At 65.6% G+C, this 24,251-nt stretch carries 15 protein-coding genes; 2 read left to right on the top strand and 13 right to left on the bottom strand.

Going from position 1 to position 24,251, the window contains the following annotated elements:
- The first annotated feature begins 29 nt into the window (after window positions 1-29).
- Window positions 30-1,130: an AraC family transcriptional regulator gene (locus tag AC1Z3W_RS15530; RefSeq protein WP_057927688.1), complete on the top strand. Its 1,101-nt coding sequence runs from the start codon at window positions 30-32 to the stop codon at window positions 1,128-1,130.
- A 27-nt stretch (window positions 1,131-1,157) separates the two neighbouring features.
- On the opposite strand, the gene AC1Z3W_RS15525 is transcribed toward AC1Z3W_RS15530, so the two are convergent.
- The 3 genes from AC1Z3W_RS15525 to AC1Z3W_RS15515 form a co-directional block, all read right to left on the bottom strand.
- Complete coding sequence (locus AC1Z3W_RS15525) at window positions 1,158-2,651, bottom strand: sensor histidine kinase (RefSeq protein WP_483507925.1); 1,494 nt, start codon at window positions 2,649-2,651, stop codon at window positions 1,158-1,160.
- Complete coding sequence (locus AC1Z3W_RS15520) at window positions 2,651-3,370, bottom strand: response regulator transcription factor (RefSeq protein WP_057927783.1); 720 nt, start codon at window positions 3,368-3,370, stop codon at window positions 2,651-2,653. Before AC1Z3W_RS15520 ends, AC1Z3W_RS15525 begins: the two co-directional genes overlap by 1 nt.
- Window positions 3,371-3,723: 353 nt before the next feature.
- The gene (locus AC1Z3W_RS15515; RefSeq protein ID WP_483507924.1) at window positions 3,724-3,945 is read right to left on the bottom strand and encodes a hypothetical protein; all 222 of its coding nucleotides are present in this window, start codon (window positions 3,943-3,945) and stop codon (window positions 3,724-3,726) included.
- 178 nt (window positions 3,946-4,123) lie between these two features.
- On the opposite strand from AC1Z3W_RS15515, the gene AC1Z3W_RS15510 reads away from it, so the two are divergent.
- A complete protein-coding gene (locus AC1Z3W_RS15510; protein WP_483507923.1) occupies window positions 4,124-4,453 on the top strand; it encodes a hypothetical protein in 330 nt (109 codons plus the stop codon).
- Here AC1Z3W_RS15510 and AC1Z3W_RS15505 read toward each other — a convergent pair.
- The 10 genes from AC1Z3W_RS15505 to AC1Z3W_RS15460 form a co-directional block, all read right to left on the bottom strand.
- Complete coding sequence (locus AC1Z3W_RS15505; RefSeq protein ID WP_057927685.1) at window positions 4,423-4,671, bottom strand: acyl carrier protein; 249 nt, start codon at window positions 4,669-4,671, stop codon at window positions 4,423-4,425. The genes AC1Z3W_RS15510 and AC1Z3W_RS15505 overlap by 31 nt on opposite strands.
- Entirely contained in the window at window positions 4,665-5,888 is a 1,224-nt protein-coding gene (locus AC1Z3W_RS15500) for a beta-ketoacyl-[acyl-carrier-protein] synthase family protein (RefSeq protein WP_063791555.1), read from the bottom strand. The genes AC1Z3W_RS15505 and AC1Z3W_RS15500 overlap by 7 nt, the downstream gene beginning before the upstream one ends.
- 79 nt (window positions 5,889-5,967) lie before the next feature.
- Entirely contained in the window at window positions 5,968-6,894 is a 927-nt protein-coding gene (locus AC1Z3W_RS15495) for a hypothetical protein (protein WP_057927683.1), read from the bottom strand.
- Window positions 6,895-6,896: 2 nt separating this feature from the next.
- A complete protein-coding gene (locus AC1Z3W_RS15490) occupies window positions 6,897-8,390 on the bottom strand; it encodes a hypothetical protein (protein ID WP_483507922.1) in 1,494 nt (497 codons plus the stop codon).
- The gene (locus AC1Z3W_RS15485) at window positions 8,387-9,646 is read right to left on the bottom strand and encodes a hypothetical protein (protein WP_483507921.1); all 1,260 of its coding nucleotides are present in this window, start codon (window positions 9,644-9,646) and stop codon (window positions 8,387-8,389) included. The genes AC1Z3W_RS15490 and AC1Z3W_RS15485 overlap by 4 nt, the downstream gene beginning before the upstream one ends.
- 599 nt (window positions 9,647-10,245) lie before the next feature.
- On the bottom strand, window positions 10,246-12,390 hold the full coding sequence (locus AC1Z3W_RS15480) for a site-2 protease family protein (protein WP_483507920.1): 2,145 nt from the start codon (window positions 12,388-12,390) through the stop codon (window positions 10,246-10,248).
- 7 nt (window positions 12,391-12,397) lie between these two features.
- Window positions 12,398-13,807 carry an efflux RND transporter periplasmic adaptor subunit gene (locus AC1Z3W_RS15475; protein ID WP_483507919.1) on the bottom strand — a complete coding sequence of 470 codons (1,410 nt, stop codon included), beginning with the start codon at window positions 13,805-13,807 and terminating at the stop codon, window positions 12,398-12,400.
- A 7-nt stretch (window positions 13,808-13,814) separates the two neighbouring features.
- Entirely contained in the window at window positions 13,815-14,498 is a 684-nt protein-coding gene (locus AC1Z3W_RS15470; RefSeq protein WP_483507918.1) for an efflux RND transporter periplasmic adaptor subunit, read from the bottom strand.
- Between the two features lie 149 nt (window positions 14,499-14,647).
- Window positions 14,648-16,204, bottom strand: a complete 1,557-nt coding sequence (locus AC1Z3W_RS15465) for a TolC family protein (RefSeq protein WP_057927679.1) — start codon at window positions 16,202-16,204, stop codon at window positions 14,648-14,650.
- 53 nt (window positions 16,205-16,257) lie between these two features.
- Window positions 16,258-24,240 (bottom strand): DUF4347 domain-containing protein, encoded by a 7,983-nt coding sequence (locus tag AC1Z3W_RS15460; RefSeq protein WP_483507917.1) that lies wholly within the window; start codon window positions 24,238-24,240, stop codon window positions 16,258-16,260.
- Between the last annotated feature and the right edge of the window lie 11 nt (window positions 24,241-24,251).

Raw genomic sequence — 24,251 nt, 5'->3', positions numbered from 1 at the left:
ACGATATCGAATCGGACGCAGAACCCGCCATGCCGCGCAGTGCGCTCTTGAAACCGACGGCCACCGGCACCGCCTCGCTGCCGGACGCCCTGCCCGCCCACGCGTCGCGCGAGAAGCGCTTCTCGCCGGCCAAGCTGGCCGTGCTCGTCAGCGTCACCCAGGAACTCGGCCTCGACCCGGCCGCCGTGCTCGACGGCACCGGCCTGTCGCCGGACGCCGTCGCCGATCCGTTCACGCTCACGTCGTCGCTGCAGTTCCTGACCGCCGCGCGCAATGCGATCGACCGCTACGACGGCACCGATCTCGGCGTGCGCGTCGGCCGTCGGCTGCACGCGTCGAGCTACGGCATGTACGGCTACGCGATGCTGTGCTCGGAATCGCTCGCGCGTGCGTTCGATTCGGCCGTCAAATATCACCAGCTCGCGAACGGCATGCTCGCGATCCGCTGGGTCGAACAGGGCGACACCGCGTCGTGGCTGTTCCCGGATCCGCACGAAGCCGCGCTGCCCGAGCCGGACCTGCCGCTGTATCGCTTCCTGATCGACATGCAGTTCGCGCTGCACGTGACGATCATCAAGGACGTGATGGGTGCATGGTGCGTGCCGGCCCGCGCGCAGTTCGCGCAGCCTCAGCCGGCGCACGCGGCGCAGCTCGCCGACGCGCTCGAATGCCCGATCGCGTTCGACCAGCCGCACCATGTGCTGAGCTACCCGGCCGCGTGGCTCACGCGCGCGCCGCAACTCGCGAACCCGATCACCGCCGCGCAGGTGTCGTCGCACTGCGCGCGCCTGCTCGACGAATTGCGCAGCCAGGCCGGCGTCACGCGGCGCGTATACCAGGAACTCACGCGCACGCCCGGGCAGTTTCCGGACATCGACGCGATCGCCGACACGCTGTGCATGACGTCGCGTACGCTGCGCCGCAAGCTCGACGCCGAAGGCACGTCGTACAGCGAGTTGCTGACGAGCGTGCGCAAGGCGCTCGCGATCGATTACCTGAGCACCACGACGCTCAGCACCGAGGACATCGCGCTGACGCTCGGCTTCAGCGATGCGGTCGGGTTCCGCCACGCGTTCAAGCGCTGGACCGGCACGACACCGAGCGACGTGCGGCGCAAGCGCGGCGGGTAAGCGCGCGCCAGCGCTTCGTCGCCGGTTTCAGCGCGTTTCGCCGGGCGCCGGATGCGCGACCGGCAGCGCAAACTCGAACACCGCACCGCGCCCGTCCCGATCGACGAGCCGGATTGCGCTGCCGTTGAGCGCCAGCATCCGGTGCACGATCAGCAGCCCGAGCCCGCCGCTCGTCGCCGCGCCGCCGCTCATCGGCCGCTGCGGCCGCTGGAACAGCCCTTCGCGCCGCGCTGGCGGAATCCCTTCGCCGGTATCCGACACGGTCACCACCACGCGATCGTCCTGCGGCGTCAGCGCCACTTCGACTTCGCCGTGCTGCGGCGTGTGCCGCAATGCGTTGTCGAGGAGGTTGGTCAGCACGCGCTCGATCATCCCGAGATCGGCCGACACGACCGGCACGCGCGGCGGGATCCGCGCATGCAGCGCGATGCCGCGCGACTGCGCGGCCAGCTCGAACTTCTGGAAGATGTCCTGCACGAGATCGACGAGCGAGAACGGCTCGCGCTCGGCCTGCACGCCGCCCGATTCGAGCCGCGCGAGTTCGAACAGCGCCTGCGCGAGCCGGCCGACCTTCGTGCTCTGCGCGAGTGCGATCGACAGGTAGCGGCGGCGCTCGGTCTCGGCGAGCGTATCGGACTTCAGCGACAGCGTTTCCAGATAGCCGTGCAGCGACGTCAGCGGCGTGCGCAGGTCGTGCGAGATGTTCGTGATCAGTTCGCGCCGCTGCTGGTCCTGGCGCGTCAGCGCGCGCCACTGGTCGCCGATCCGGTCGGCCATCTGCGCGAACGCGGATTCGAGCACCGCGATGTCGTCGCCGCGCCGCCCGGGCGGCGAGCGCGGCACCGGCGGCTGCGTGTCCGGCGCGCCGTTCGCGTCGAAGCGGCGCATCGCGTCGGTCAGCCGGCGCAGCGGGCGCGTGATGAAGCTGAACGCGGTCAGGCCCGCGAGCAGGCCCAGCAGCGCGACCACCGCCATCGACCATAGCGTCGTGCGCAGCACGTTGCCGGCGTCGACGCGCGCGGCGAGCCGGTCGTGCGCTTCGCCGAGCAGCACCACGTAGATGTAGCCCGACGGCGGCTGCCCGGCGCGCTGCAGCGGCGCCGCGCTGAACACCTTGCGCGCGTCGGGGCTGCGCGGATCGTCGCCGAGGATCGGCAGCGGCTCGCCCGCGATGAAGCGCTGCACCGGCGCAAGGTCGACGCGGTCACGCTTCACGTGGCCGGGCGGCGCGTCGTCGCCCTTGATACGCCCCGCGTTGTCGAGCAGGTACACCTCGACGCTCGGGTTCACGCCCATCAGCTGGCCGAACAGCGTGCGCACGGCATCCGGACGCAGCCCGTTCGCGTCCATCAGCGGCGCGCTGCTCGCGATGTGCGCGGCGAGATCGCGCGACAGGCCCTGAACGACTTCCTTTTCGCGCATGTCGTTCGCACGGATCTGCAGCCATGCCGACGCGCCCGAGCACGCGAGCAGCAGCACCGCGAACACGCACGACAGCCGCTGGGTGAGGGTCAGTTTCATCAGGTGTCCCGCTGGTCCGGCGCGGCGAGCTTGTAGCCGCGTCCCCACACGGTGAGAATCCGCACGGGCTCGGCCGGATCGGCCTCGATCTTCGCGCGCAGCCGGTTGATGTGGGTGTTCACCGTGTGCTCGTAGCCTTCGTGGCGGTAGCCCCACACGGCGTTCAGCAGGTCCATCCGCGAGAACACCTTGCCCGGATGCCGCGCGAAGAAATACAGCAGGTCGAACTCGCGCGGCGTGAGGTCGATGCGCGTGCCGTCGACGCTCGCCTCCCGCGCGATCGGGTCGATCGACAGCCCGGCGACGTCGAGCGTGCCCGCGTCGATCCGCGAATCGCGCGCGAGCGCGTCGACGCGCCGCAGCAGCGCCTTGACCCGCGCGACAAGTTCGAGCACCGAGAACGGTTTCGCCAGGTAGTCGTCGGCGCCGAGTTCGAGGCCGAGGATCCGGTGCACCTCGCTCGAACGCGCGCTCGTGATGATGATCGGCGTGTAGCGCGCCATCGCGCGTGCGCGCCGGCAGATTTCCAGGCCGTCGACGCCGGGCAGCATCAGGTCGAGGATCAGCGCGTCCCAGTTGCCCTGTTCGAGCAGGCGCAGTCCTTCCGTGCCGTCGGCGCTGTGCACGACTTCGTAGCGCTCGTCGCGCAGGTGCAGGCTCAACACGTCGGCGATGTCGGCGTCGTCTTCGACGATCAGGATGCGTTTCGGGTGGTCCATGGCGGTCGGCGGCGGCACGTCGGTAGGGGCTCGGGTCGGTTTCGAAGGTTCGATCTGGCCGCCCCTGCGGGCCGGAAGGCCGGGTTGCCGGGGAGGCGAATGGCGGCAGCAACGCCGCGCTGTCGCCATTGTGCAAAATTTTGCGGCGGGCAGGGGTCACATTTCATTTAACTTTGAATTGTGCCTGTGACCTGAGCCAATGCCCGCAAGGCTTTCCGCTGTGGCCCCTAAAACGAAACTTCCCCTACCGCAGTCCGAACACTAAAAAGCAGACGCGACACGTTCTGAGCGATGGAGCACGCCCGCGCATGACGTTCGGTATGGTTAACCCACCGGCTTGTAACCGGAAAGGGTTACCTCGCCCGGCCGGTCCCATGCAGTAAGCGAAATACTTGACCGGACACATACGCGCTTTGCAACTTCAGGTTGAGGCCGAGCCTCGAGCGTCGCACGGCAACGTACATCGCGATGCCCTCGAGATTCTCGTGGCAGATATCAATCTGCTCATCGGTCAGGATGCGCGGCGAGTCGGAGCCGCCCTCCTGCGTCTGACCCGTTACGGCGAGCGTGAACACGCCCGCGGTGGTCGTAAAGTTGAGCAGCAGCCTGCTCGTATGCCACGGATCCTCGGTAGCGGAGAGCGGGCGTTATTGGTGTGGAGCGTTCAGAGCCCGGAGTAAGGGTCAGCGAACAATGCCCCGATTCTCGCCGGGTCATGCGTTTCGAAAATGTGCAGGTTCTCGTGCGCGAAGAATGCCGCCTTATCGGGCGGCACGACGCGAATTCAATCGCCCTCGTGTCGCTGCGCTCGCCGACGCGCTGCTGCTCCGGACGGGCAGCGCGTATGTCGAGGTCGATCAAGGCGGCCGATGGACAACATCATCAAAAATCCCGATCGAATCGGTAGGCTTTGGCGAACATGACCTCGCCTCAGACATAAAGCTGACAGCGAACTTCATGCAACATCCCGAACGGTCTCGTTTGCACGTGGCCCACTCGCTCGGCGACGCGTGCGGCGCCTCACGTTCGATCACCGCGCGCCACGGCAAGCGTCAGGTCAATGAACGAATCAAATACGCCTGAATTTCTCCGACCGTGCGCAATGGCGCCAAAGCGGACTGATTGAGTTTAACGCCCAGCCCTTCCTCGATTGCCACGCCGAGATCGATGGCATCCAGGCTGTCGAGATCGAGATCTTCTTTCAGGCGAGCTTCCGGCACGATCACGTCCACGTTCAACTCGAACACATCGACCAGGACGCGTTGAATGATGGCCTGAATTTCGACGGGATTCGTCACCATGATTTGGTCTCCAGAATAAGACTTGCATTCGTCCCGCCGAATCCGAACGAGTTCGACATGATCGTCCGCACGCGTGCATCGCGTGCGTGCCGTACGAGATCGAGTTCCGCGCACGCAGGATCCGGTTCGCCGAGATTCGCGTTCGCGGCGATGAATCCGTGCTCAGCCATCAGCAGGCTATATGCGACCTCCGATGCACCGGCCATCCAGCACTCATGCCCGGTCATTCCCTTCGTCGACGATACCGGCGGCCGCGCGTCGCCGAACACGTCGAGAATCGCCGCGGCTTCGGCAACGTCTCCGGACGGCGTCGAAGTTGCATGCGCATTCACGTAGTCGATGTCTGCCGGTGCGAAGTTCGCGTATCTCAGCGCGTCGCGCATGCAGCGCCGCGCGCCCTCTCCGTCCGGCAGCGTCAGATGCCGGCCATCGGACGAGAACGCGTACGAACGCAGCATCGCGCGCACGCGGGCCGAGCGTGCCTGCGCATGTCGCAACGACTCCAGCACCAACATCGCACCGCCGCCGCTCGGCACGAGCCCGTCGCGATTCGCGGAAAACGGCCGCGATGCCTGTGCCGGCTCGCCGCTCCATGTTGAAAATGCACCCAGTCCGTCGAATGCGCACATCCCGGCCCAGTTCAGTTCCTGCACGCCACCGACCACGACGATGTCCTGTCGGCCGCTTTCGATCAACATGCTGGCCTGGCCGATTGCATGAGCACCGGATGCGCACGCACCGGACACGGTCCAGCACGCGCCCCCGGTACCGAGCAGAACCGACAGACACATGCTCGCGGACGAGTTCATCGCCTCGACCACCGCCGACGAGCCGAGCAGACGTGTCGTGCCCACGCTGCGCGTGTCATCGCACGCGCGGCGCACCGCATCCGCACTGGAGTCGTTTCCGACGATTACACCGGCTTCCGGTCGACGCAGCGCGTCGCGCGATAGTGCCGCATCGTCGAGCGCCCGCAGCGCGGCTACCGCACCGTACAGCGCGGGCTCTGCCATCCCCCGTCGATCCTTGCGGCTCAGCCTCTCTGCCGGATCGAACCCCGTGATTGCCCCCGTGAGCGCGCACTGAAAACCGAGCGCCTCGCGCTCCGGGTCGCGCACCACGCCACTGCGCCCTTCGCGCAATGCCGTGGCGACGGTATCCAGGTCTTGCCCGAGGCAAGAGACGAGTCCAATGCCGGTGATGACTACGCGTTCCATGGTTCGCATCCAGATCCGGGTGCATACATAGTTGTTCAAGCCGGTCGGGAAGTACCGTGCACGTGCCTCGGCGCGGTTACTATTCGACCGCCCAACTGAGCTCTGCCACCGACAGACTGATCGGAGATCCTCGTCGCGGACTGACCTCTCCGGGGTTCAGTGCATCTGGCTTCCACTCGCGTGTCGGAAGGTTCAGCTTCGGAATCACGATACTGGTCGACCCGGTAGCGCGCTTCGCACCGATGCTCTCGAGTTGATCCTTCATGAATTCACGGGCTTGAGTCTGCGCTTTCTTCACTTTCCCGGAAGCGGTGGCGTCGACGTTGCTCGCGAGCGCGGGCGCTGTAAAGTAGTTCAACGTAAATGTGCCGGCCGCGATGAGCGCGGCCTTCACGATGTCCTCGATCGCGACCCCCGACGCCAGCGTGACGGCACCGTTCTTATCCTTCACGACGAAGGTGTTGATCGCGTCGAGTGCCGCCTTCACACGCGCTTCGTCAAGCGCGGTATGCGCCTTCGAGAAGCTGGACTTCGACGGTATCCATATGCCCTTGCCGGCAGACGTCGGATGCTGCATTTCACTGAATCCCAGCACCGTATCACCGCCCTTCAGCTTGAAGCCGGACCAGCGCGTCGGAAGCCGGATGCTGGAAAACCCGTCGATTGCCGTTTTGAGCCGCGCCATTTCCCCTTTGCTCAGTCCCGCCTTTTCGAGTCCGACCAGCAGGTCCGTAATCAACGACGTGCGAACGATTTCATCCTGCGCGTCCCAGATGCCTCGGTAAACGACGGGAAAGGTCTTTTTCATTCCCGCCTTCATATAGTCCTCGAGCTTGGCGATCTTGCGCTTCGGATCGTGCGCCTTCAGCACACGTGTCTTTGACAGGATGCTGCCGCTGCCCGGTTTCTTGATTGCCGAACGAACGGTACGAATCGCCAGAGCCGTCTTTGCGACGCGCTCCTTGGCGGAATACCGCTTCAGCGATTTTCCATAGGAGTGCGGCACGTTCAGGACACGACGACGGCCGCGAGGCAATAACGCGCCGTGTCCGCCGGCGGTCCCGCGTCGCTCGCCGATACGGTCACCACCACGGTATTCAGCCCGACCACCAGATAGTCGCTGAAATCCTCCGCCATGTAATCGGTCGACCGCAGCGTGATGTCCGTACGGTTTGCCATCCCGCCCGCGCCCTGTACCGCGTCGACGTACTGCACCGGCAGCACGGCACCGTTGACGGCAATATTCACCACCAGGCCGGTCGAGTCCAGCTTCCAGTGTTTCAGATAGAGGGTGATTTCACCGACCGTTTCGACGACCTTGAACGCCAGCGTGTACGTCGCGTCGTTCTTCGCGACGTCGACGATCATTCCGGGGCTGAAACCGGGCGCGACACACAGCAGCGTATTGGTCGGCGACATCACGACCAGCGGCACCGAACCGTCCGCGGGAAAGCGCGATGCCGGCAGTTTGTCGAAATTCGCGCTCGCGTCGTTGCGGCCCGGCACGATCGCATCCAGCGCGAGACATTCGAGTTGCCACCATGTAAGCGCCAGCGAATTGGAGTTCGTGGTCGATTGCCCGAGCGATGCCGCGAGCGAGTACGGCGGTGCATCCCCGGTGCGTTGATGCGAACCGAGCACGTAAGCCGTATCGATATCGAATGACAGCAGAGGTGTGGCGACGTCGACGTTGAACTCCGATGGCATGAAGCTCCAGTCGGCGGTGAACGTGAAGTCGGTGCCGAACTGCGAAAGCTGCGACGGCGGCAGCACGCATTCGCCGACCAGCATCCGGTCGACGATCGGCTGCGGCAGACCGATGTTGCCGGTGCCGTCGGCGCTGCGATACTGGAGGATGTCCCACGGGTATTCCTGCGCGCATACCCAGGTCGTCTGGAGGTTTTCGCGATTGACATTCGCGTAGATTCCCCAGTCCTTGATGCTGTACGAATCCGCGACACCGTTCTGCTGCGAAGCACTGTTGCCCGACGCAGTGGTGCGCTCCTGACTGTTCGCCGACGTGTACGCGTGGTCGTAGCTCAAGCCGATCGACAGCAGCGGCGACTCCATCATCCAGCCCGCCTGCACGTCGACGCCGAACGAGTTGGTCTGCGACGCACTCGAGCCGACCGACTGTTGCGATGAGTTCGTCTGTGTACTGTCCGTCACATCGCTGCGGGACGTCGTGATCGACGAATTCACGGTGATCGGCGAATAGTTCAGCAGCTTGAAGTTGGCCGACTGCGACGATACGCTGCACGTCAACGACTTGGTAAAGCTGAACATGGCCGGGTAATTCATGTACGACGTCACCGGCCCGGGATTGATGTTGAAATCCTGAGTGTTGTAGATGGACACCTTGAGCACGGTCTTGATCAGATAGACCGGCTGCGTTTTCAGATTGATGGTCGAGATCCGCTTGACGACGAAGACCTTGAGGCAAACATAACCGTTCCCGTTCAGCGAGTATCTCAACTCCTGTGCGTGGATCTCCGGGGTCATGAACGAACCTCGAGCTGCAGCTCGCTGTTCGACGGGGCCTTGTAGCTGGCGACCATGAGTTGCGGCGGCGTGCCATATGCGGCGCCGGACGCACCGTTCGCGCCTGTATTGCCCGATGCACCGGTATTGCCGTTGGTGCCATCGGAACTGCTGTGACCGCCGCTGCCGCCCGTTCCACCCGCGCCGCCCTGCCCCGCCGCGCCGCCCGCGCCGCCTTGTCCGGGTGCCGCTTGCTGGCTCATGTACGTGTAGAAATTCGCGGACTGTTGCGACGGATTCAGGTTCAGATAGATCGCTCCGCCGTTGACGCCGTTTCCGCCATTAGCGCCATTTCCGCCATTGCCGCCTGCTCCGCCGTTGGCGCCATTGCCACCGTTGGTGCCCTCGCATCCGGCATTGCAGCCGTTTCCACCGTTGCCGCCCTGCTGGCCCGTGCCGCCATTGCCGCCACTCCCGCCATTGCCACCGGTGCCGGACATGCCGAACACGACCAGCGGCGCCTGCGGCGAAGCGAAGTTCGCAATGTTGATGTTTGCGACGACGCTCGCGACACCGTTCATTCCGTTTCCGCCCGCGCCGCCGTTGTACCCGGTGTTGCCGACCGTACCGTTGCCGCCGCTGCCCGATCCGGTGCAGACCCCCGGGGACGCCGGCGACGAATTCTGACCGTTAGGCGCCTGCGATTGCGTGCCACCGTTCGCCCCGTTCGAACCCGGGCCGCCGGGCGAGCCGAGGATACCAATGTGATACGGCCTTGAGCCCGACGACTCGATCGTCAACTGCGAAGTGACCCAGAGCGTAAAGTTCGTGCTCTGTATCACGTACGATCCGCCGTTGAAAATCAATTCGTCGCACGCGATGTAGACCGGCGGCGAGCCCGGGTTCACGACGTAGTCGCTCGTCAGTTCGATTTGCGACGACGCCACCATCCGGATTTCCATCGGGAATCTTTTCTTGAAAAAGGCACTCCCGATCGACGTATCGAGATTCGACACGCCACACGCATAGGCAGAGAAATGCTTCAGTCCCGCTTCGTACGAATCGGGTGCCTCTCCATTTAACGCCATTGTCTTTGCGACCAGATCGTACGTGTCCGGCGTCGTCGGAATTGCGAGAAGTTTTTTCATTTCCTGCGGCGTGGAAACGACGATCGTCGCCGCAACGGTTTCTCCACGCGAAAGTCTCTCGACATCCAGCTTGAAACTCTTCGCGAGGGTGAGAAGTGCCTGACTGGGGGTGGCCTTGTTGGTCGACATGGTCTCTTCGCTCCGTTTCGTTTGTTTATGAAATAAACGCCGTTATTTTCTCTGCATTGAAGACAATAGGATACGTTTGCGAGATCGACAAGATAATTCTCCAATCGCTCAAGGCAATTGGCAGCAGGTGATTTTCTTGCATTTACATTAATATTAAGCGGCCGCACAAAAACGAAGTTATCTTATAAAAATCAATAACTTATGCTACCAATACAATGCATCCATCCTTGAACATCAACAATATAACAAGGCAATCTCGGCAACTTTGGCAACTTTGGCAACAATTCGGTCGATTGTTATTCATTCGGTATCCGGTCACGGCACTTATTCTAAAATATTACGTTTTCATTTCGATGCCCTGCACGGTCACCGGAGCATTGCGCGGGCAGGAAAAGATCGTTCCGGCGCCAATGTCGCGAATCGGCACGCCGGGGGCGTGGGGTGGGGGAACACATGACAGGCTGAACCGTCGACCGGCCGCAAGGAAGGATTGGGAGTACGAAGAGCGAATGGAGCACATCGATCGACTGCGACAGCCGACGCGATGCCGGTAGTCTCTGCCGCCCCGGGGTACCGCGCGACTCCCGGCGTCGCAATGCCTATGCGCCGCTCTCGCGCACAAACACCGACGTCAGCCACGCGAGCATGCGCCATGCGAAGCTTTGCCGCGCGCCGCCGATCGTCGCTGTGCCGACGATCTCGCGCGGCCACGCTACGCTTGCCGGACAATCGCCAATCCGCACGCGATAGGTCGCCGCGAGCGGCACGAGCTGATGCGTGCCCGGCTGAAGCTGCACGGGCAGCGGACCACCGTAGACGCTCGCAAGTGCCGGCGCGTCGAGCGTGGCGACATTGACGCGATCGATCGCACTGACCCGGCAGTCCAGCGCGCCGAACTCGGGTAACGATGCGACGAAGCTGACGCGATCGCCGGCCGAGATCCGCGCCGCATCCTCTTCGCTGACGAATGCTTCGCCCTTCACGCCGGCCGGTCCGACGACGTCGAACGCATGCTCGCCGCGCGGCAGCCAGGTGCCCGGCGCAAGTGTGTCGTCGGTTTGCACGACGCCGTCGAACGGCGCGCGCAGCGTCAATTGCGCAACTTGTGCCGCGAGCCCGGCAACGGTTTCATGCGCCGCGTCCGAGCGGCGCTTTAACGCGACGCCCTGTTCGAGCAGCCGCGAGTCGAACGGCTGCTGCTCGAGCTGCCAGCGCAGCAGCGCATCGGCAACCCGTGCCGCCTGCAGCCGATGCGCAAGGTCGGGCGACGCAAACACGGCCAGCACGTCGCCCGCGCGCACGTGCTGGCCATCGCGGGCAATCGGCGCATCGGCCGTCACATAGGCGGCCTCGGGTACGTAGAGTCCCTGCGCGCGCAGCGGGCCGACCACGGCGGGGGCGCCGATCCCGCCGTACCACGGCAGCACCAGCAGCCCGAGCACCGCCGCACCGACGGCGGCGGCGCGCCGGGTCGCTCGGCACCACCGGAGCGCCGAACGACGGCGCCAGCAAGCAACGCCTTCGCGTACGATCGGCCGCGCGATGAACCAGCCAAACTCGACACCGAACAGGACCAACCCGAGCGCTTTGAAGAACGTATGATAGACGACGAGCGCGATCGAGAAAAACACGACGAGCCGGTAAAGCCACGTCGCAAACGCGAACGCGATCAGGAACCGGCGGCGGCGCGGCGCACACGGCTCGGGCTGCGGATCGCCGAAACCGAACAGCCGCTCGCGCATCCACCAGCGACCGAACGCGAACGCGCGATCGTGCAGGTTCGGCATGTCGAGCCAGTCCGAGAGCAGGAAATAGCCATCGAAGCGCATGAACGGGCTGGCGTTGATCGTCAGCGTGCCGATCCAGGTCGTCGTCGCCAGCAGAAACGCGCCTGCGCGCAGCGGCCCGTCGGGCAGCACGCTCCAGGCCAGCGTCGCGAACGCGGCGAGCACCAGTTCGGTCAGCATGCCGGCCGCGCCGATTCGCAATCGCTCGGCGCGGCCCGGTACTTTCCACGCTTCGGTCGTATCGGTATAGAGCACCGGCACCATCACGAGCAACGCGATCCCCATCGTCGGCACGCGGCAGCCGTAGCGATAGGCGGTAAACGCATGTCCGAACTCGTGCAGAACCTTGGCACAGCCGATCGTGATTCCGATCGCGACGAGTCCGCGCAGGTCGGCGTAGCCGTGGAACGTATGAACGAACTCGTCCCAGCGGCGCGACACCAGCAACAGGCCAGTGAGCGCCACGAGCGCGACCACGCCCCAGAACGCCGGCCGGTACGCGATGTCCGCATGGCGGGCGAAGCGCCGCAGGAACGGCATCGGCCGCCACAGCGGTACGCGGATCATCAGGTAATGCTTGAGCAGCCACATCGCATGCGACAGCCGGCTCGCGGCCGCCGCGCCCGCAAGCCGGCCCGTATCGGCCGCGCTCGACGCGACGAACAGGTGCTGATGATGCAGCGTGCGCACGAGCGATTCGAAATCGTCCATCGTCACGCGCAGCGTCGTTTCCGCGTTGACCGACGCGACGATCGCCATCGGGCCGCCCAGCGGCCAACGTGAGAGCATTTCGAACGCCGGCCAGCCGATCTGAAAGAACCGGTTGGCCGCCGGGTCGTGCAGCATCCAGGTCGGCGCGCCGCCCGGCGTGGGGGCGCCGTGCGTCAGGGTCAGCTCCTGGCGAAGAGACGGGAGACGTGACGTCGATGCGCCAGGTCCGGTGAAAGCGGCGGCCATGCGCGGACTACCAGCCGAGCCACTGCCGCGCCGTCGCGAGCGGCCGGCGCAGCAGGTAATAGGCAAGCGGCACCCAGCGACCATGAATGCGCGCAGTGCCCATCATGCCGAGCGGCGGCTTCGCCGTACCCGCGAACGTCGCCTTCACACGGTAGGCGACGACGCCATCCGGCGTCGGCTCGGCGCGGTAGGCCACGGTATCGATGCGCGCATCGTACGCATCGAGCGGCGAACTCTTCGGATAAAGGGTCACGGTCGCGCCCGGCACAACATCGACGTTGTCGGCGACGGGCACATACGCAGTGAGTTCGACGTGCGCGGGATCGGCGAGCAACATCACTTTTTCGCCGATCGACACCGCCTTCCCGTTCCAGTCGTTCGGATCCGAGAACACTGCCACGCCGGCGCGCGCCGCAGTCACGCTCACGCGCGCGAGTTCGCGCGCCGTGTAGTCGAGCTCGACCGCGCTCTGGTCCAGTTTGCCCTTGCGCAATGCCATGTCGAGCCGGTCCTTGTCATCGGTCACCGCGAGCTGGGCGGTCTGGCGGTACTCCTCCTGCGCCGTCGCGTAGTTCTTGTTCGCGAGCGCATAACGCGATGCGAGCGCCGTCGAATCGAGCGCGAACAATGGCGCCCCTGCGGCGACCCGTTGATTCGGCTGCGCAAACAGATGATCGATGACGCCGTCCAGCGGGGCACGCACGACGAACGGATCCTTCGGCGTGACTTCGGCAGGTGCAAGGACCGTCAACGGAACCGGCACGACCAGCGCGACGGCGACAGCCGCGAGCGCGCGGCGCCGATGCTTGCCGGCGCGCAGCGCGAGTTGCGTGCGTTCGAGCCATGATGCGCTCGGCGAAAACGCAGCAAGCGCATGGCCCCAGACACGGGCAAGTTCCGCGAGCAGCGCTTGCTCGATCGGCGTCCATGGCTGCTCGCGCGCAAGCACGACACCGCCCAACGAACGGCCGGCCCGATCGACGAGCGGCACCCACAGTGCGTGCGACGGCCACCAGGCAGCCCAGTCGGCCGCGAGCGTCGCCGGCAGGCTGCTTGCGTCGAATGCATGCGGCAACGCAGACGCACCGGCCTCTCCGCCGATGACAGCCGAGCTCGGAGGGTGCGCTGGCGCCCCCGCTTGCCGCGACTGGCGTTCAAGCACGCGACAGACTTCACCGAGCCATTGCACGTACGGCGTGCCTGGATCGCTTTGCGGCAAGCCCGACACCGCCGCGACCGCACCCGGCACGGGCCCCGGCGCCCGCCACCAGGCCGCCTGGCGATACGGCACCAGCGACAGCGATTCATTGACCATGACGAAGCCGAGCGTCTCCTCGCTCGGCGCCTCGCGCGCGCGGGCGGACAACTGCCAGAGAACGGCGATCGCATTCGCATCGACCTGCAGCGGGGCGTTCATCGTGCGACTAGCGGGCAGCGCCGGCGAACCGCGCCCAGCCACTCATGCCCGGCAGCAGCTCGGGCAGGCGGCCGGACAGCGCGGCCGTTACATCGACCGTCTGCGTGACGGGATCGACGCGCGCGCCGATTCGGGCGACCGTGGCCGGATACGTCTTGCCGACCTCGTCGACGGAGACACTCAACGGATGGTCCGGCTTGAGCCACGCGAGCCATCTCGACGGCACGATCATCTTGAGTTCCAGATGGCCGGTGTCGACGATGGTGAGAATCGGCTTGCCGGGCTCGGCGAACTGCTGAGCCGACGCGCTGCGCTTGACCACCCGTCCGTCGAACGGCGCGGTGATCCTGCACTTGCCCACCGTTGCCCGCATGTACGCGACCTCGGCCGCCCCGGCTTTCGCCTTCGCGTTGGCCTGCTCGACGTCGACCGCCCCGATCGAATGCAGCTCCAGCAGCCGGTCGTTGACGCGCTTCAGTTGCCCCGCTGCTTCCGCCTCTGCTTGCGCCTTGCGCAGTTGCGCCGCGTAGAGAGCGCAATCGAGCGAGACGAGCGTCTGCCCCGCGCGGAATGCATCGCCGTCGCGAAACGGCAGCGATGCGATCTTCGCACTGATCTCGCTCGAGATATCGACCTGATCGCGTGCGACGAGCTGAACGCGAATCCGGCCGTCGTCGTCGGCGTGCGCCACGGATGGCACCACCGCCGGCACACCGTGGAGTGCGCCCGGTGCTGCCACGGCACGCTGCGCACCCGCACCGCCCGGCGCCCCGGCCGCCCAAGCGCCATGAGCGGCCACCATCAGGATGGCACTGCATAGCCCTGCCCTGCACCATCGATTCATTGCGTCGTTACTCCGTCCGCGTGGCCGAATTGCGCCCAACGCGCTTGCTCGGTATCGATCGATTGCTCGATCGATTTCAAATCCGCATCGCGCGCAAAGGACGGCACGGGATCGAGCCCGAGCGTCGCAAGCAGCTGGCCGTATGCGCTTTCGAGTTCGCCGTAGCTCTGATACAGCCGCAGTTCCGACATCATCGCGGAGGTCGCGGCGCGAATCTCCTCGAGCCTGCCTTGCGCGTTCGCGATCGTCGCATTGTGCGTGTGCTGCAGAATCTGGTCGTCCACGTCGTTGATCTGCTTGAACAGATCGAACTGGCGCTGTCTCGCGCTCAGCTCCGCGCGCGCGACGTGCACTTGCGTCAGCACGGCCATCGACAGTGCGAGGCGCTGCGCATGTGCGACGTCGAGCTGCGCCTTGGCCGCACCGCGAATGTTCTTCGCATTGAGCACGTTCAGCAGGTTCCAGCTCACGTTGATGCCGGCCGCGCGCCACGCGTGATAGACGAGGAAGCTGTTGCTGTCGTAATGCGCACCCAGTTGCAGCTCGATGCCCGGCAGCAGCTTGGCGATCGCCTTGTGCGTCTCGTTGACGCTGATGCGTTCGTTGTAGCTTGCCTCGACGAGTTCCGGACGCCGTTCGAGCGCCGTCTCTTCCATGCGCGCCATCGGCATGTCAAAGCTCGGCACCGTGAAACTTCCGGGCGGCGCGAGCAGGAAATCGGTACCGGGCGCGATGTTCATCAGCGACGCGAGGCGCGGCTTGGCTTCGTCGAGCTGGTCGCGCACGGCTTCGAGCTGGCGCATGATGTCGAGCAGCGCATGCTGATAGGCGAGCGTATCGAGCGGCGAGCGCAAGCCTTCGAGCTGCGACTGGCGCGACGCGTCGAGCGCCTGTCCGGCCTGTGCAAGCAGCGGGCCGACGCGCGACGCCATACGCTGCGCGCCAACGGCCTGCCAGTACGCCTCGCGCACCTGCTGCATCATCAGTTGCACCACCTTGCGCCGGCGCTGCTCGACGACGAGTACGCGATCGGCCTGCTCTTTCGCCTCGAAGTAGCTGACGCCGAAATCGAGCAGGTTCCACGAGAACGACAGATCGGCCGTGCGATCGTTCTTGTCCGTCGAGTACGACGGCGGCACGACCTGCGTGTTCGTGAAGAGCCCCTGCGACGACGATGCGAGCGGATGATTGCGCGTCGTGTAGCCGGCCTGGGCGGTCAGGCGCGGCAACATCTCGAAGTTCGCGAGATCGAGCTGCTTTTCCGCGAGCGCCTCTTCCATCATTTTCAGCCGATGGTCGAGGTTGTAGCGGATCGCGCGCGCCAAGGCCTCCTGCAGCGTGACGGGGCCGGCCAGCGGCGGCTGATTCGCGAACATCGCGGCGCGGTCCTCACGCACGGTCTGCACGCGCTCCGCGTCCGTAAACGGTGTCGGGTGAACCGCGCAGCCCGACAGCCAGACCACGGCTGCCGAGACGGCGATCAGCGACAAGCGCGGCAGGCGCGTCGAACGGCGGCCGGGCACGGCACGCGAAGCAAGGACGGACAACGGCATCGCTTCGGCAACGGACGTTTGTGATCTCATGGTTATCGGCGCATGACGGGAATTCATAGGCGACGCACCGCGTCGCCGGGATGCGGCACATGCAACGCGGCACGCGCCTGCGCAAACTGCTGATCGAGCGACAGCTTGCCGGCCGGCCGTGCCACAGCGGTCGTCGGCCCGGCCATCTCCCCGGCAGCAGGTCCGGGCCCGGCCGGGTGAGCGGCGCGATGCGCGTCACTGTGCGCATGGGGAGCCAGCACGATCTCGCGGCGGGTCGCATGGCCGGACGCGTCGCGCGTCTGGATAAAAACGTGCACCTCCTGCGTGCCGGGCGGCAACTTGCCGCGCAACACGCCATTGGCTGCGTCGTAGCGGATCCAGCCCGGCAGCGAACGACCGTCTGCGAGCCGTACCGTGACTTGCGCGCCGCCGTGCATCGCCTCCGACAGCGGCAGCAGCGTCGCCACGTCGATCGAGAACGGTTCGTCCGTCGCGATCGAGAACGACATGTCGGGCAACGGCAGCGGTGCGTCAAGCGGCGTCGCGGCAAGGGCCGCGTCGAGCGCTGCGAAATCGAAGCGCGACACCGTGGTGCGATTGATCAGGTACGCGTCTCGCGGCGCCGCCGGATCCTGGAACGTGATGGTCGGTACCACCGGCACCGATCCGATCCGGGGCGGCTCTTCAAGCTCCTGCAGCACGTCCGGCGGCGCGGTGTTGTCCGAACCCGCGAACGCGGCAGGCGATGCCGGGCCGGGCGACGCGATGATCGTCGGCTGCTCGCGCACGTTTGGTACACCGCCCGACGGCCCCGTGACGATCGTCACCGTGGTCGAAGCGGGGGCGCTGGTCTTCATGCCGTCACTCACAGTGAACGTGACCGTGCGGCTGCCCGCCGCGTTGAGCGCGGAATCCGCATACTTGACCGATTGCAGCGCGGTGGTCCATTGCGCGAGCGTCGCCTTGCCGCTGGCGGAGGTGAGCGTCAGCACCCCGGTGGCCGCGTCGTAGCGCGCGCCGATATCTCCCGTCGCCGCGCTGGCGGTAAACGACAGCGTATCGTGCGCCGCATCGAAACCACTGCCAATCGATACCTGGGCCGACGCCAGCGTGGTGTCGTCGCGATCGCTCAGCGCGACCTGTGGCGCGACCGCCACCGGCACCGGATTGAATGCCTGCGCGACATAGGTCGCATTGCCGTCGACGCTCAGGCGCGGTGTCTGATCGGTATCGGCCACCGTCACGCTGCGCGTTTGTACATCGCTGGCCGTGCCGTTGCCGTCGGTCACCGTGAAGCTGACGACGCGTGTCGTGGCGTCCGGCGTAACCGCCGTGTCGGTATAGGTGACCGATGCGAGCGCCGCCTGCCACTGCGCGAGCGTCGCCGTACTGCCGGCGGACGTCAGCGTCAGTACGCCCGTGCCCGCGTCATAGCTGGCCGTAATGTTGCCCATCGTCGCACCGTCGTTGCGGAATGCGAGCACGTCTTCGCCCGGATGAAAGCCGCCCGTGAGCGCTACCGTCGCCGACCTCAGCACCGCGCTGCTGCCGTCGCTCAACGCAAGGCCGGGAGACACCGCGACGGGCACCGACGGAGCATTGTCGCCGGCGACGAAGGAAGCGGAACCCGCGCCGGTGTCGACGTGTGGCCGGTCCATCACGGTAACGGTGGTACTTGCCGATGCACTCGTCTTCGTACCGTCGTTCGTCTGGAACGCGATCGTACGATCTCCGAAGTGCGTGCCGCTGGTCGCGAACGTCACGTTCGACAATGCGCGTGCCCACTGCGCGTCGGTCGCCGTCGCGCCTGCGGAGGAAAGAGTCAACGCGCCAGTGGCCGCGTCGTACGACGCGGAAATGTTGCCGAACGCGCCTGCGTCGCCGTTCGTCAACGCCAGCACGTCCTCGCCCGAACGGAAACCACCCGTAATCGCGACCGTGGCGGACGACTGCGTCGAATTGTCGAGATCGGTCACGCTCACGCCCGAATTCACGATCGTCGCCGACGCACCGGCCACGTACGACGCAGTGCCGCCGGGCATCGTCACGATCGGCGTCTGATCGGTATCGGTCACGGTCACCGTGCGCGTTGCCGTATTGCTCGCGATGGCGCCAGTATCGACGGCCGTGAAGGCAATCGTGCGGGTCGCGGCGTTCGGCGTGACCACGGTGTCGGTGTACGTCACCGAGGCCAATGCACTCTGCCACTGCGCGAGCGTCGCCGTCGATCCCGCCGACGTCAGCGTCAGCACGCCCGTCGCCGCATCGTAGGACGCACTGATGTTACCCATCGTCGCGCTGTCGTTCGTGAACGACAGCACGTCTTCACCGGCATGGAAGTTGCCGGTGATCGCGACGGTGGCCGACGCCAGCGTCGGTGCCCCGGAGTCCGTCAGGACCAGCCCCGGATCGATCGTCACGGGCGTCGATGCCGTGTTGTCTCCCGCGACGAACGAGGCCGAGCCGGGATCGGTCGTGATGTGCGGCGGCCCGATCACGGCGACGGTATCGGTCGCGGCGACGCTCGTCTTCGTGCCGTCGCTGGTGGTGAAGGCGATCGTGCGGTTACCCGGTACGGCGCTGGCGCTCGTCGAAAACGTCACGGCACTCAAGGCACTCGCCCATTGCGCATCGGTTGCAGTCGCGCCCGACGATGTGAGTGTGAGCACGCCCGTCGCCGAGTTATAAGAACCGACGATGTTGCCGTAGGTGGACGAATTCGTATTGACGAACGTCAGCGTATCGCCGCTGTGGAAACCTGCCGTCACGGACACGGTTCCGAACGATTGCGTCGTGTTGTCGAGGTCGCTGACCGACATGCCGCCGTCGATCGTCACGGCAGACGTCCCGCCGACGTAATTCGTCGTGCCGCCTGTCGACGTCACGATCGGCGTCTGGTCGGTCGCCGTCACCGTCACCGTGCGCGTCGCCGTGGCGCTGGTATTGCCGCCGCCGTCGATAACGGTGAAGCCGACGGTACGCGTCGCCGTGTTCGGGATGACAGCCGTGTCGGTGTACGCGACCGCCTGCAGCGCGCTCTGCCATTGTGCGAGCGTGGCTGTCGCGCCGGCCGAACTCAGCGTCAGTACGCCCGTCGTCGCGTTGTACGCGCCCACGATGTTGCCCATCGTCGAACCGTCGTTGACGAACGCCAGCACGTCTTCGCCACTGTGGAAGCTGCCGGTGATCGCAACCGTTGCCGACGCCAGCGTGGCGCTGCTCCCGTCGCTCAGCGTCAGGCCCGGATCGATCGCCACCGGCGTGGACGCCGTATTGTCCCCTTCCACGAACGCGGCCGAGCCCGCATCGGTCGTGATCTGCGGCGGCGCCGTCATGGCCACCGTATCGGTTGCCGCGGCGCTGGTCTTGGTACCGTCGCTCACCGCAATCGTAATCGTGCGATTGCCGTACACCGTGCTCGTACTCGAGTAAGTCACGGCAGATAGCGCACGCGACCACTGCGCGTTCGAAGCGACTGCCCCGGCGGACGTCATCGTCAGCACGCCCGTCGCCGCGTCATACGATGCGACGATGTTGCCGAACAGCGTCGCGCTCGTGTTCGTGAAACCGAGCGTGTCGCCGCTGTGGAAGCCTCCGGAGATCGATACCGTCCCCGCCGACTGCGTCGAATTGTCGAGGTCGCTCACCGACATCCCGCCGTCGATCGTCACGGCAGACGTGCCGCCCACGTAGCTGGTCCCGCCCGTGGTCGCCAGCACCGGCGATTGATCCGTTGCGGTGACCGTGACCGTACGCACCGCCGTATTGCTCGTATAGCTGCCCGTGTCGACTGCCGTGAAGCTGATCGTGCGCGTCGCCGTGTTCGGCGTGACCGCGGTATCCGTGTATGTCACGGACTGAAGCGCGCTCTGCCATTGTGCGAGCGTGGCCGTTGCGCCGGCCGAACTCAGCGTCAGCACGCCGGTTGCCGCGTTGTAGGACGCGGTGATGTTCCCGTACGTCGTCGAGTTCGTATTGACGAACGCGAGCACGTCCTCCGCGCTGTGGAAGCTGCCCGTGATCGCGACCGTGGCCGATGCCAGTGTCGCCGAGACCCCGTCGCTCAGCCCGATGCCCGGGTCGACCGCCACCGGCGTCGACACCGTGTTGTCGGCCTCCACGAACGATGCCGAGCCGGAATCGGCGGTAATCGTCGGCGGGCCGAGCACGCTTACGGTATCCAGCGCCGCCGCACTCGTCTTGATGCCGTCGTTGGTCGTGAACGCAATCGTGCGGTTGCCCGGCGGCGCGCTCGAGCTCGCCGAGAACGTCACTGCACTCAGTGCATTGGCCCATTGCGCATCAGAGGCGGTGTCGCCGGACGACGTGAGGGTCAGCACGCCGGTCGCGGCGTTGTACGAACCGACGATGTTGCCGTAGGTCGTCGAGTTCGAGTTAATGAACGTCAGCGTGTCGCCGCTGTGGAAGCCAGCCGTCACCGACACGGTTCCGAACGATTGCGTCGTGTTGTCGAGATCGCTGACCGACATGCCGCCGTCGATCGTCACGGCCGACGTCCCGCCGACGTAGTTCGTCGTGCCGCTCGTCGACGTAACGATTGGCGTCTGGTCGGTGTCCGTGACCGTGATCGTGCGCGCGGCCGTGGCGCTCGCATTGCCTGCACCGTCGAGCGCCGTGAAGCTGACCGTGCGCGTTGCGGGGTTCGGCGTGACGGCAGTATCGGTGTACGTTACCGATTGCAGCGCGGCCTGCCACTGGGCGAGCGTCGCCGTCGCGCCGGCCGAGGATAGCGTCAACACACCCGTCGATGCGTTGTACGACGCGGTGATGTTGCCCATCGTCGAGCCATCGTTGGCGAACGCCAGCACGTCTTCGCCGCTGTGAAAGTTACCGGTGATCGCAACCGTTGCCGACGCCAGCGTGGTAGCACTGCCGTCGGTCACCGACAGGCCCGAATCGACCGCCACCGGTATCGATGCCGTGTTGTCTCCCGCCACGAACGAAGCCGAGCCCGCATCAGTCGTGATCGTCGGCGGCGCGGTCATCGTGATCGTATCGGTCGCCACGGTGCTCGTCTTCACGCCATCGTTCGTCGAGAATGAAATCGTCCGGTTGCCATACGTCGTGCTCGTGCTCGAAAACGCCACCGCCGACAGTGCGTTCTCCCACTGCACGTCGGTGGCCGTCGCGCCCGATGAAACGAGCGTCATCACGCCCGTTGCCGAGTTGTACGATGCAACGATATTGCCGAACAGCGCCGAGCTCGTGTTCACGAAGCTCAGCACGTCCCCGCTGTGGAATCCGGCCGTCACCGACACGGTTCCGAACGATTGCGTCGTGTTGTCGAGATCGCTGACTGAAATGCCGCCGTCGATCGTTACGGCCGGCGCGTTGCCCACGTAGCTCGTCGTACCGCCCGTCGTCGTGACGATCGGCGTCTGGTCCGTGTCCGTCACCGTCACGGTGCGCGTGGCCGTATTGCTCGTGTTGCTCGCGCTGTCGACCACGGTAAAGCTGACCGTGCGCGTCGTCGCGTCTGGCGTCACCAGCGTGTCGGTATACGTGACCGACCGCAGCGCGGCCTGCCATTGGGCGAGCGTCGCCGACGCACTCGCGGATGTCAGCGTCAGTACACCCGTAGCCGCGTTATACGACGCGGTGATGTTGCCCATCGTCGCACCGTCATTGACGAAAGACAGAACGTCCTCGCCGCTGTGGAATCCGCCCGTGATGGCCACCGTCGCGGACGCGAGCGTGCCGGTAGCGGCGTCGGTCACCGTCAGGCCCGAATCGATCGGCACCGGCGTCGACAGCACGTTGTCCCCAGCGACGAATGCCGCCGATCCAGAATCTGTCGTGACTTGCGCCGAACTCACGACGCTGACCGTGTCAGTCGCGGCGACGCTCGTTTTCGAGCCGTCGCTTGTCGCGAACGAGATCGTGCGATTGCCGAGCGTCGTGCTCGTACTCGAGAACGTGACCGCCGACAACGCGTTGGCCCACTGCGTATCGGTGGCGGTAGCACCTGCCGACGTGAGCGTCATGACGCCCGTCGCTGCGTTGTACGATGCAACGATATTGCCGAACAGTGCCGAGTCGGTGTTCGTGAAGCCGAGCGTGTCGCCACTGTGGAAGCCACCCGATACCGATACCGTGCCCGACGCTTGCGTCGTGTTGTCGCGGTCGCTCACCGAAATACCGCCATCGATCGTCACGGCCGCGGTGCCCGAGCGATAGGTCGCCGTGCCGCCGGTCGATGCAACGATTGGCGTCTGGTCGGTGTCGGTCACCGAAATCGCCTTCGTCACGGTGTTGCCCGACGTATGGCCGTCGCTCGTGATCTCGAAGCTGACGGTTCGCGTGGCGGCATTGGGCGTCACGGCCGTATCGGTGTACGTGACCGCGCGCAGCGCGGCCTGCCATTGCGCAATGCTCGCCGTGCCGCCCGACGAAGTCAGCGTCAGCACGCCGGTGAGCGCGTTGTACGTCGACGAAATGTTGCCGTACGTGGCAGCGCTCGTATTCGTGAAGCCAAGTGTGTCTTCGGTGGTGTGCAGGTTCCCCGTGATCGCCACGGTAGCGCTCACCGCCGTAGTCGAATTACCGTCGGTCAGCGTGATCCCCGTGTCGACGGCCACCGGCGTCGACGCCGTGTTGTCGCCGGCCACGAACGACGTGGCGCCGCCCGTGGCGGTAAGCGTCGGCGGTGACGACGGCGCGAGGTAAGCGAAGTTGTCGAGCGTCGGCGACAGGAAACCGCCGTCGTTGCTCGACTCCACCAGCTTGATGCTCTTGACCTGGGAGAACGCCGCATTTCCGGACAAGTCGACGTGAAACACGGAGTTGTTGCCATTGTTGGCAATATCGAGCACGACGCTGCCGAGAATGTTGCCGGACGAGTCGAATCCTTGGACCGTCACTTTCGAGCTCAGGAAGACATCGATGTCGAAGCTCTGTACCGCCATCAATGCGCCGTCTTGCCGCTGGATCGTCAGCGACGACATCTGCGTGCCCTGCACGTTCACGATGAACTCGCCGCCAGAACCGCTAGCGGGAAGCGACCCATTGACGACGGAATACTCGACCGACTGATCGCCCGTATAGACGAGACCATCGAGCGTGGTGGACGCGACAGCCGTCGCGCCGGTGTCGAATCCGACCTGACTGTCATACGTCTCGTCAAAGACGGATAACACGTGATCGAAGTTCTGCTCCGCCGATGTCGAGAAGACCACACCGGTATGCACCTCGCCGACGTCGTACTCGAGTGTCCAGTTGCCACCAAGCGACGCCGCACCCGTGACGTCGGTCGACGCCGCCACGTTCAATCCGGTCAACGTGGCGATCTGCTGCACGAATGCCTTGCCGTCCGCATTCTGCGCCACGTCGCATCCGTAAATCAGAAAGTCGCCGCCCGGCTTCATCGCCGCGCCGATTTGCGCGAACTGCGCACCGTAGGCCGACAGATCGGCCTGGTCGAGCCAGGTGCTGCCGATCTGCACTTCGCCATCCGACCCGTGCGAGACGAGATGGATCGCGCTCATGCCGGGGTGCGCCTGCAGATACTGCTCGATTTGCGCGAGCCCGTCCTTCGTCGCATCGAGCACGACGACTTGCGTGCCCGGCGGCAGCCCCGCGACGAGCGTTTGATAGTCGGTGACGTTCGAGTTGACGAACACCACCTGATGGTCCGTCGGCTGCCCCCCGACTTCCGCAAGCCCGTGCACCGCGCGCATCGCGGCCGACTCGGTCGTGTGGATGGCGCCCGTGCCGGCCACCGCGGCCGGCGTGTCGCCGTGCGCCGCGTGCGATGGAGCCGCGCTGTCGGCGGCGCGAGCGCCGCCTTGTGCACCGGCCGCCGATGCCGCGTCGGGCGACGCATTGGCGGCGTGCGCGTCGGCGCCGGCCGGATGCGCGGCCGCAACGGCAACGGCGCCCATCGCGGCAACCGACCCGTCGTAGACGATGCGCGGCTCGAGCGCGACGATGAGCGGCGCCGGCAGCGCGGCAGTCCGATTACGCGGGCGCGGATCGGACGCACGCATCGCGGCGAAAAGCTTCAGGAGGCTGCCGGCGAATTTCATCGCTCGATGTC

The sequence above is a fragment of the Burkholderia sp. 10_S31 genome (assembly GCF_056930375.1).
This window is presented reverse-complemented; position numbering and strand designations above follow the sequence as displayed.

What these genes read in the sequence shown, in the direction of transcription:
- AC1Z3W_RS15475 (WP_483507919.1), bottom strand. Translation starts at nt 13,807, where the DNA reads ATGAACGCCCCGCTGCAGGTCGATGCGAATGCGATCGCCGTTCTCTGG.
- AC1Z3W_RS15525 (WP_483507925.1), bottom strand. Translation starts at nt 2,651, where the DNA reads ATGAAACTGACCCTCACCCAGCGGCTGTCGTGCGTGTTCGCGGTGCTG.
- AC1Z3W_RS15510 (WP_483507923.1), top strand. Translation starts at nt 4,124, where the DNA reads ATGCCGCCTTATCGGGCGGCACGACGCGAATTCAATCGCCCTCGTGTC.
- AC1Z3W_RS15480 (WP_483507920.1), bottom strand. Translation starts at nt 12,390, where the DNA reads ATGGCCGCCGCTTTCACCGGACCTGGCGCATCGACGTCACGTCTCCCG.
- AC1Z3W_RS15530 (WP_057927688.1), top strand. Translation starts at nt 30, where the DNA reads ATGCCGCGCAGTGCGCTCTTGAAACCGACGGCCACCGGCACCGCCTCG.
- AC1Z3W_RS15520 (WP_057927783.1), bottom strand. Translation starts at nt 3,370, where the DNA reads ATGGACCACCCGAAACGCATCCTGATCGTCGAAGACGACGCCGACATC.
- AC1Z3W_RS15460 (WP_483507917.1), bottom strand. Translation starts at nt 24,240, where the DNA reads ATGAAATTCGCCGGCAGCCTCCTGAAGCTTTTCGCCGCGATGCGTGCG.
- AC1Z3W_RS15500 (WP_063791555.1), bottom strand. Translation starts at nt 5,888, where the DNA reads ATGGAACGCGTAGTCATCACCGGCATTGGACTCGTCTCTTGCCTCGGG.
- AC1Z3W_RS15505 (WP_057927685.1), bottom strand. Translation starts at nt 4,671, where the DNA reads ATGGTGACGAATCCCGTCGAAATTCAGGCCATCATTCAACGCGTCCTG.
- AC1Z3W_RS15465 (WP_057927679.1), bottom strand. Translation starts at nt 16,204, where the DNA reads ATGCCGTTGTCCGTCCTTGCTTCGCGTGCCGTGCCCGGCCGCCGTTCG.
- AC1Z3W_RS15490 (WP_483507922.1), bottom strand. Translation starts at nt 8,390, where the DNA reads ATGACCCCGGAGATCCACGCACAGGAGTTGAGATACTCGCTGAACGGG.
- AC1Z3W_RS15485 (WP_483507921.1), bottom strand. Translation starts at nt 9,646, where the DNA reads ATGTCGACCAACAAGGCCACCCCCAGTCAGGCACTTCTCACCCTCGCG.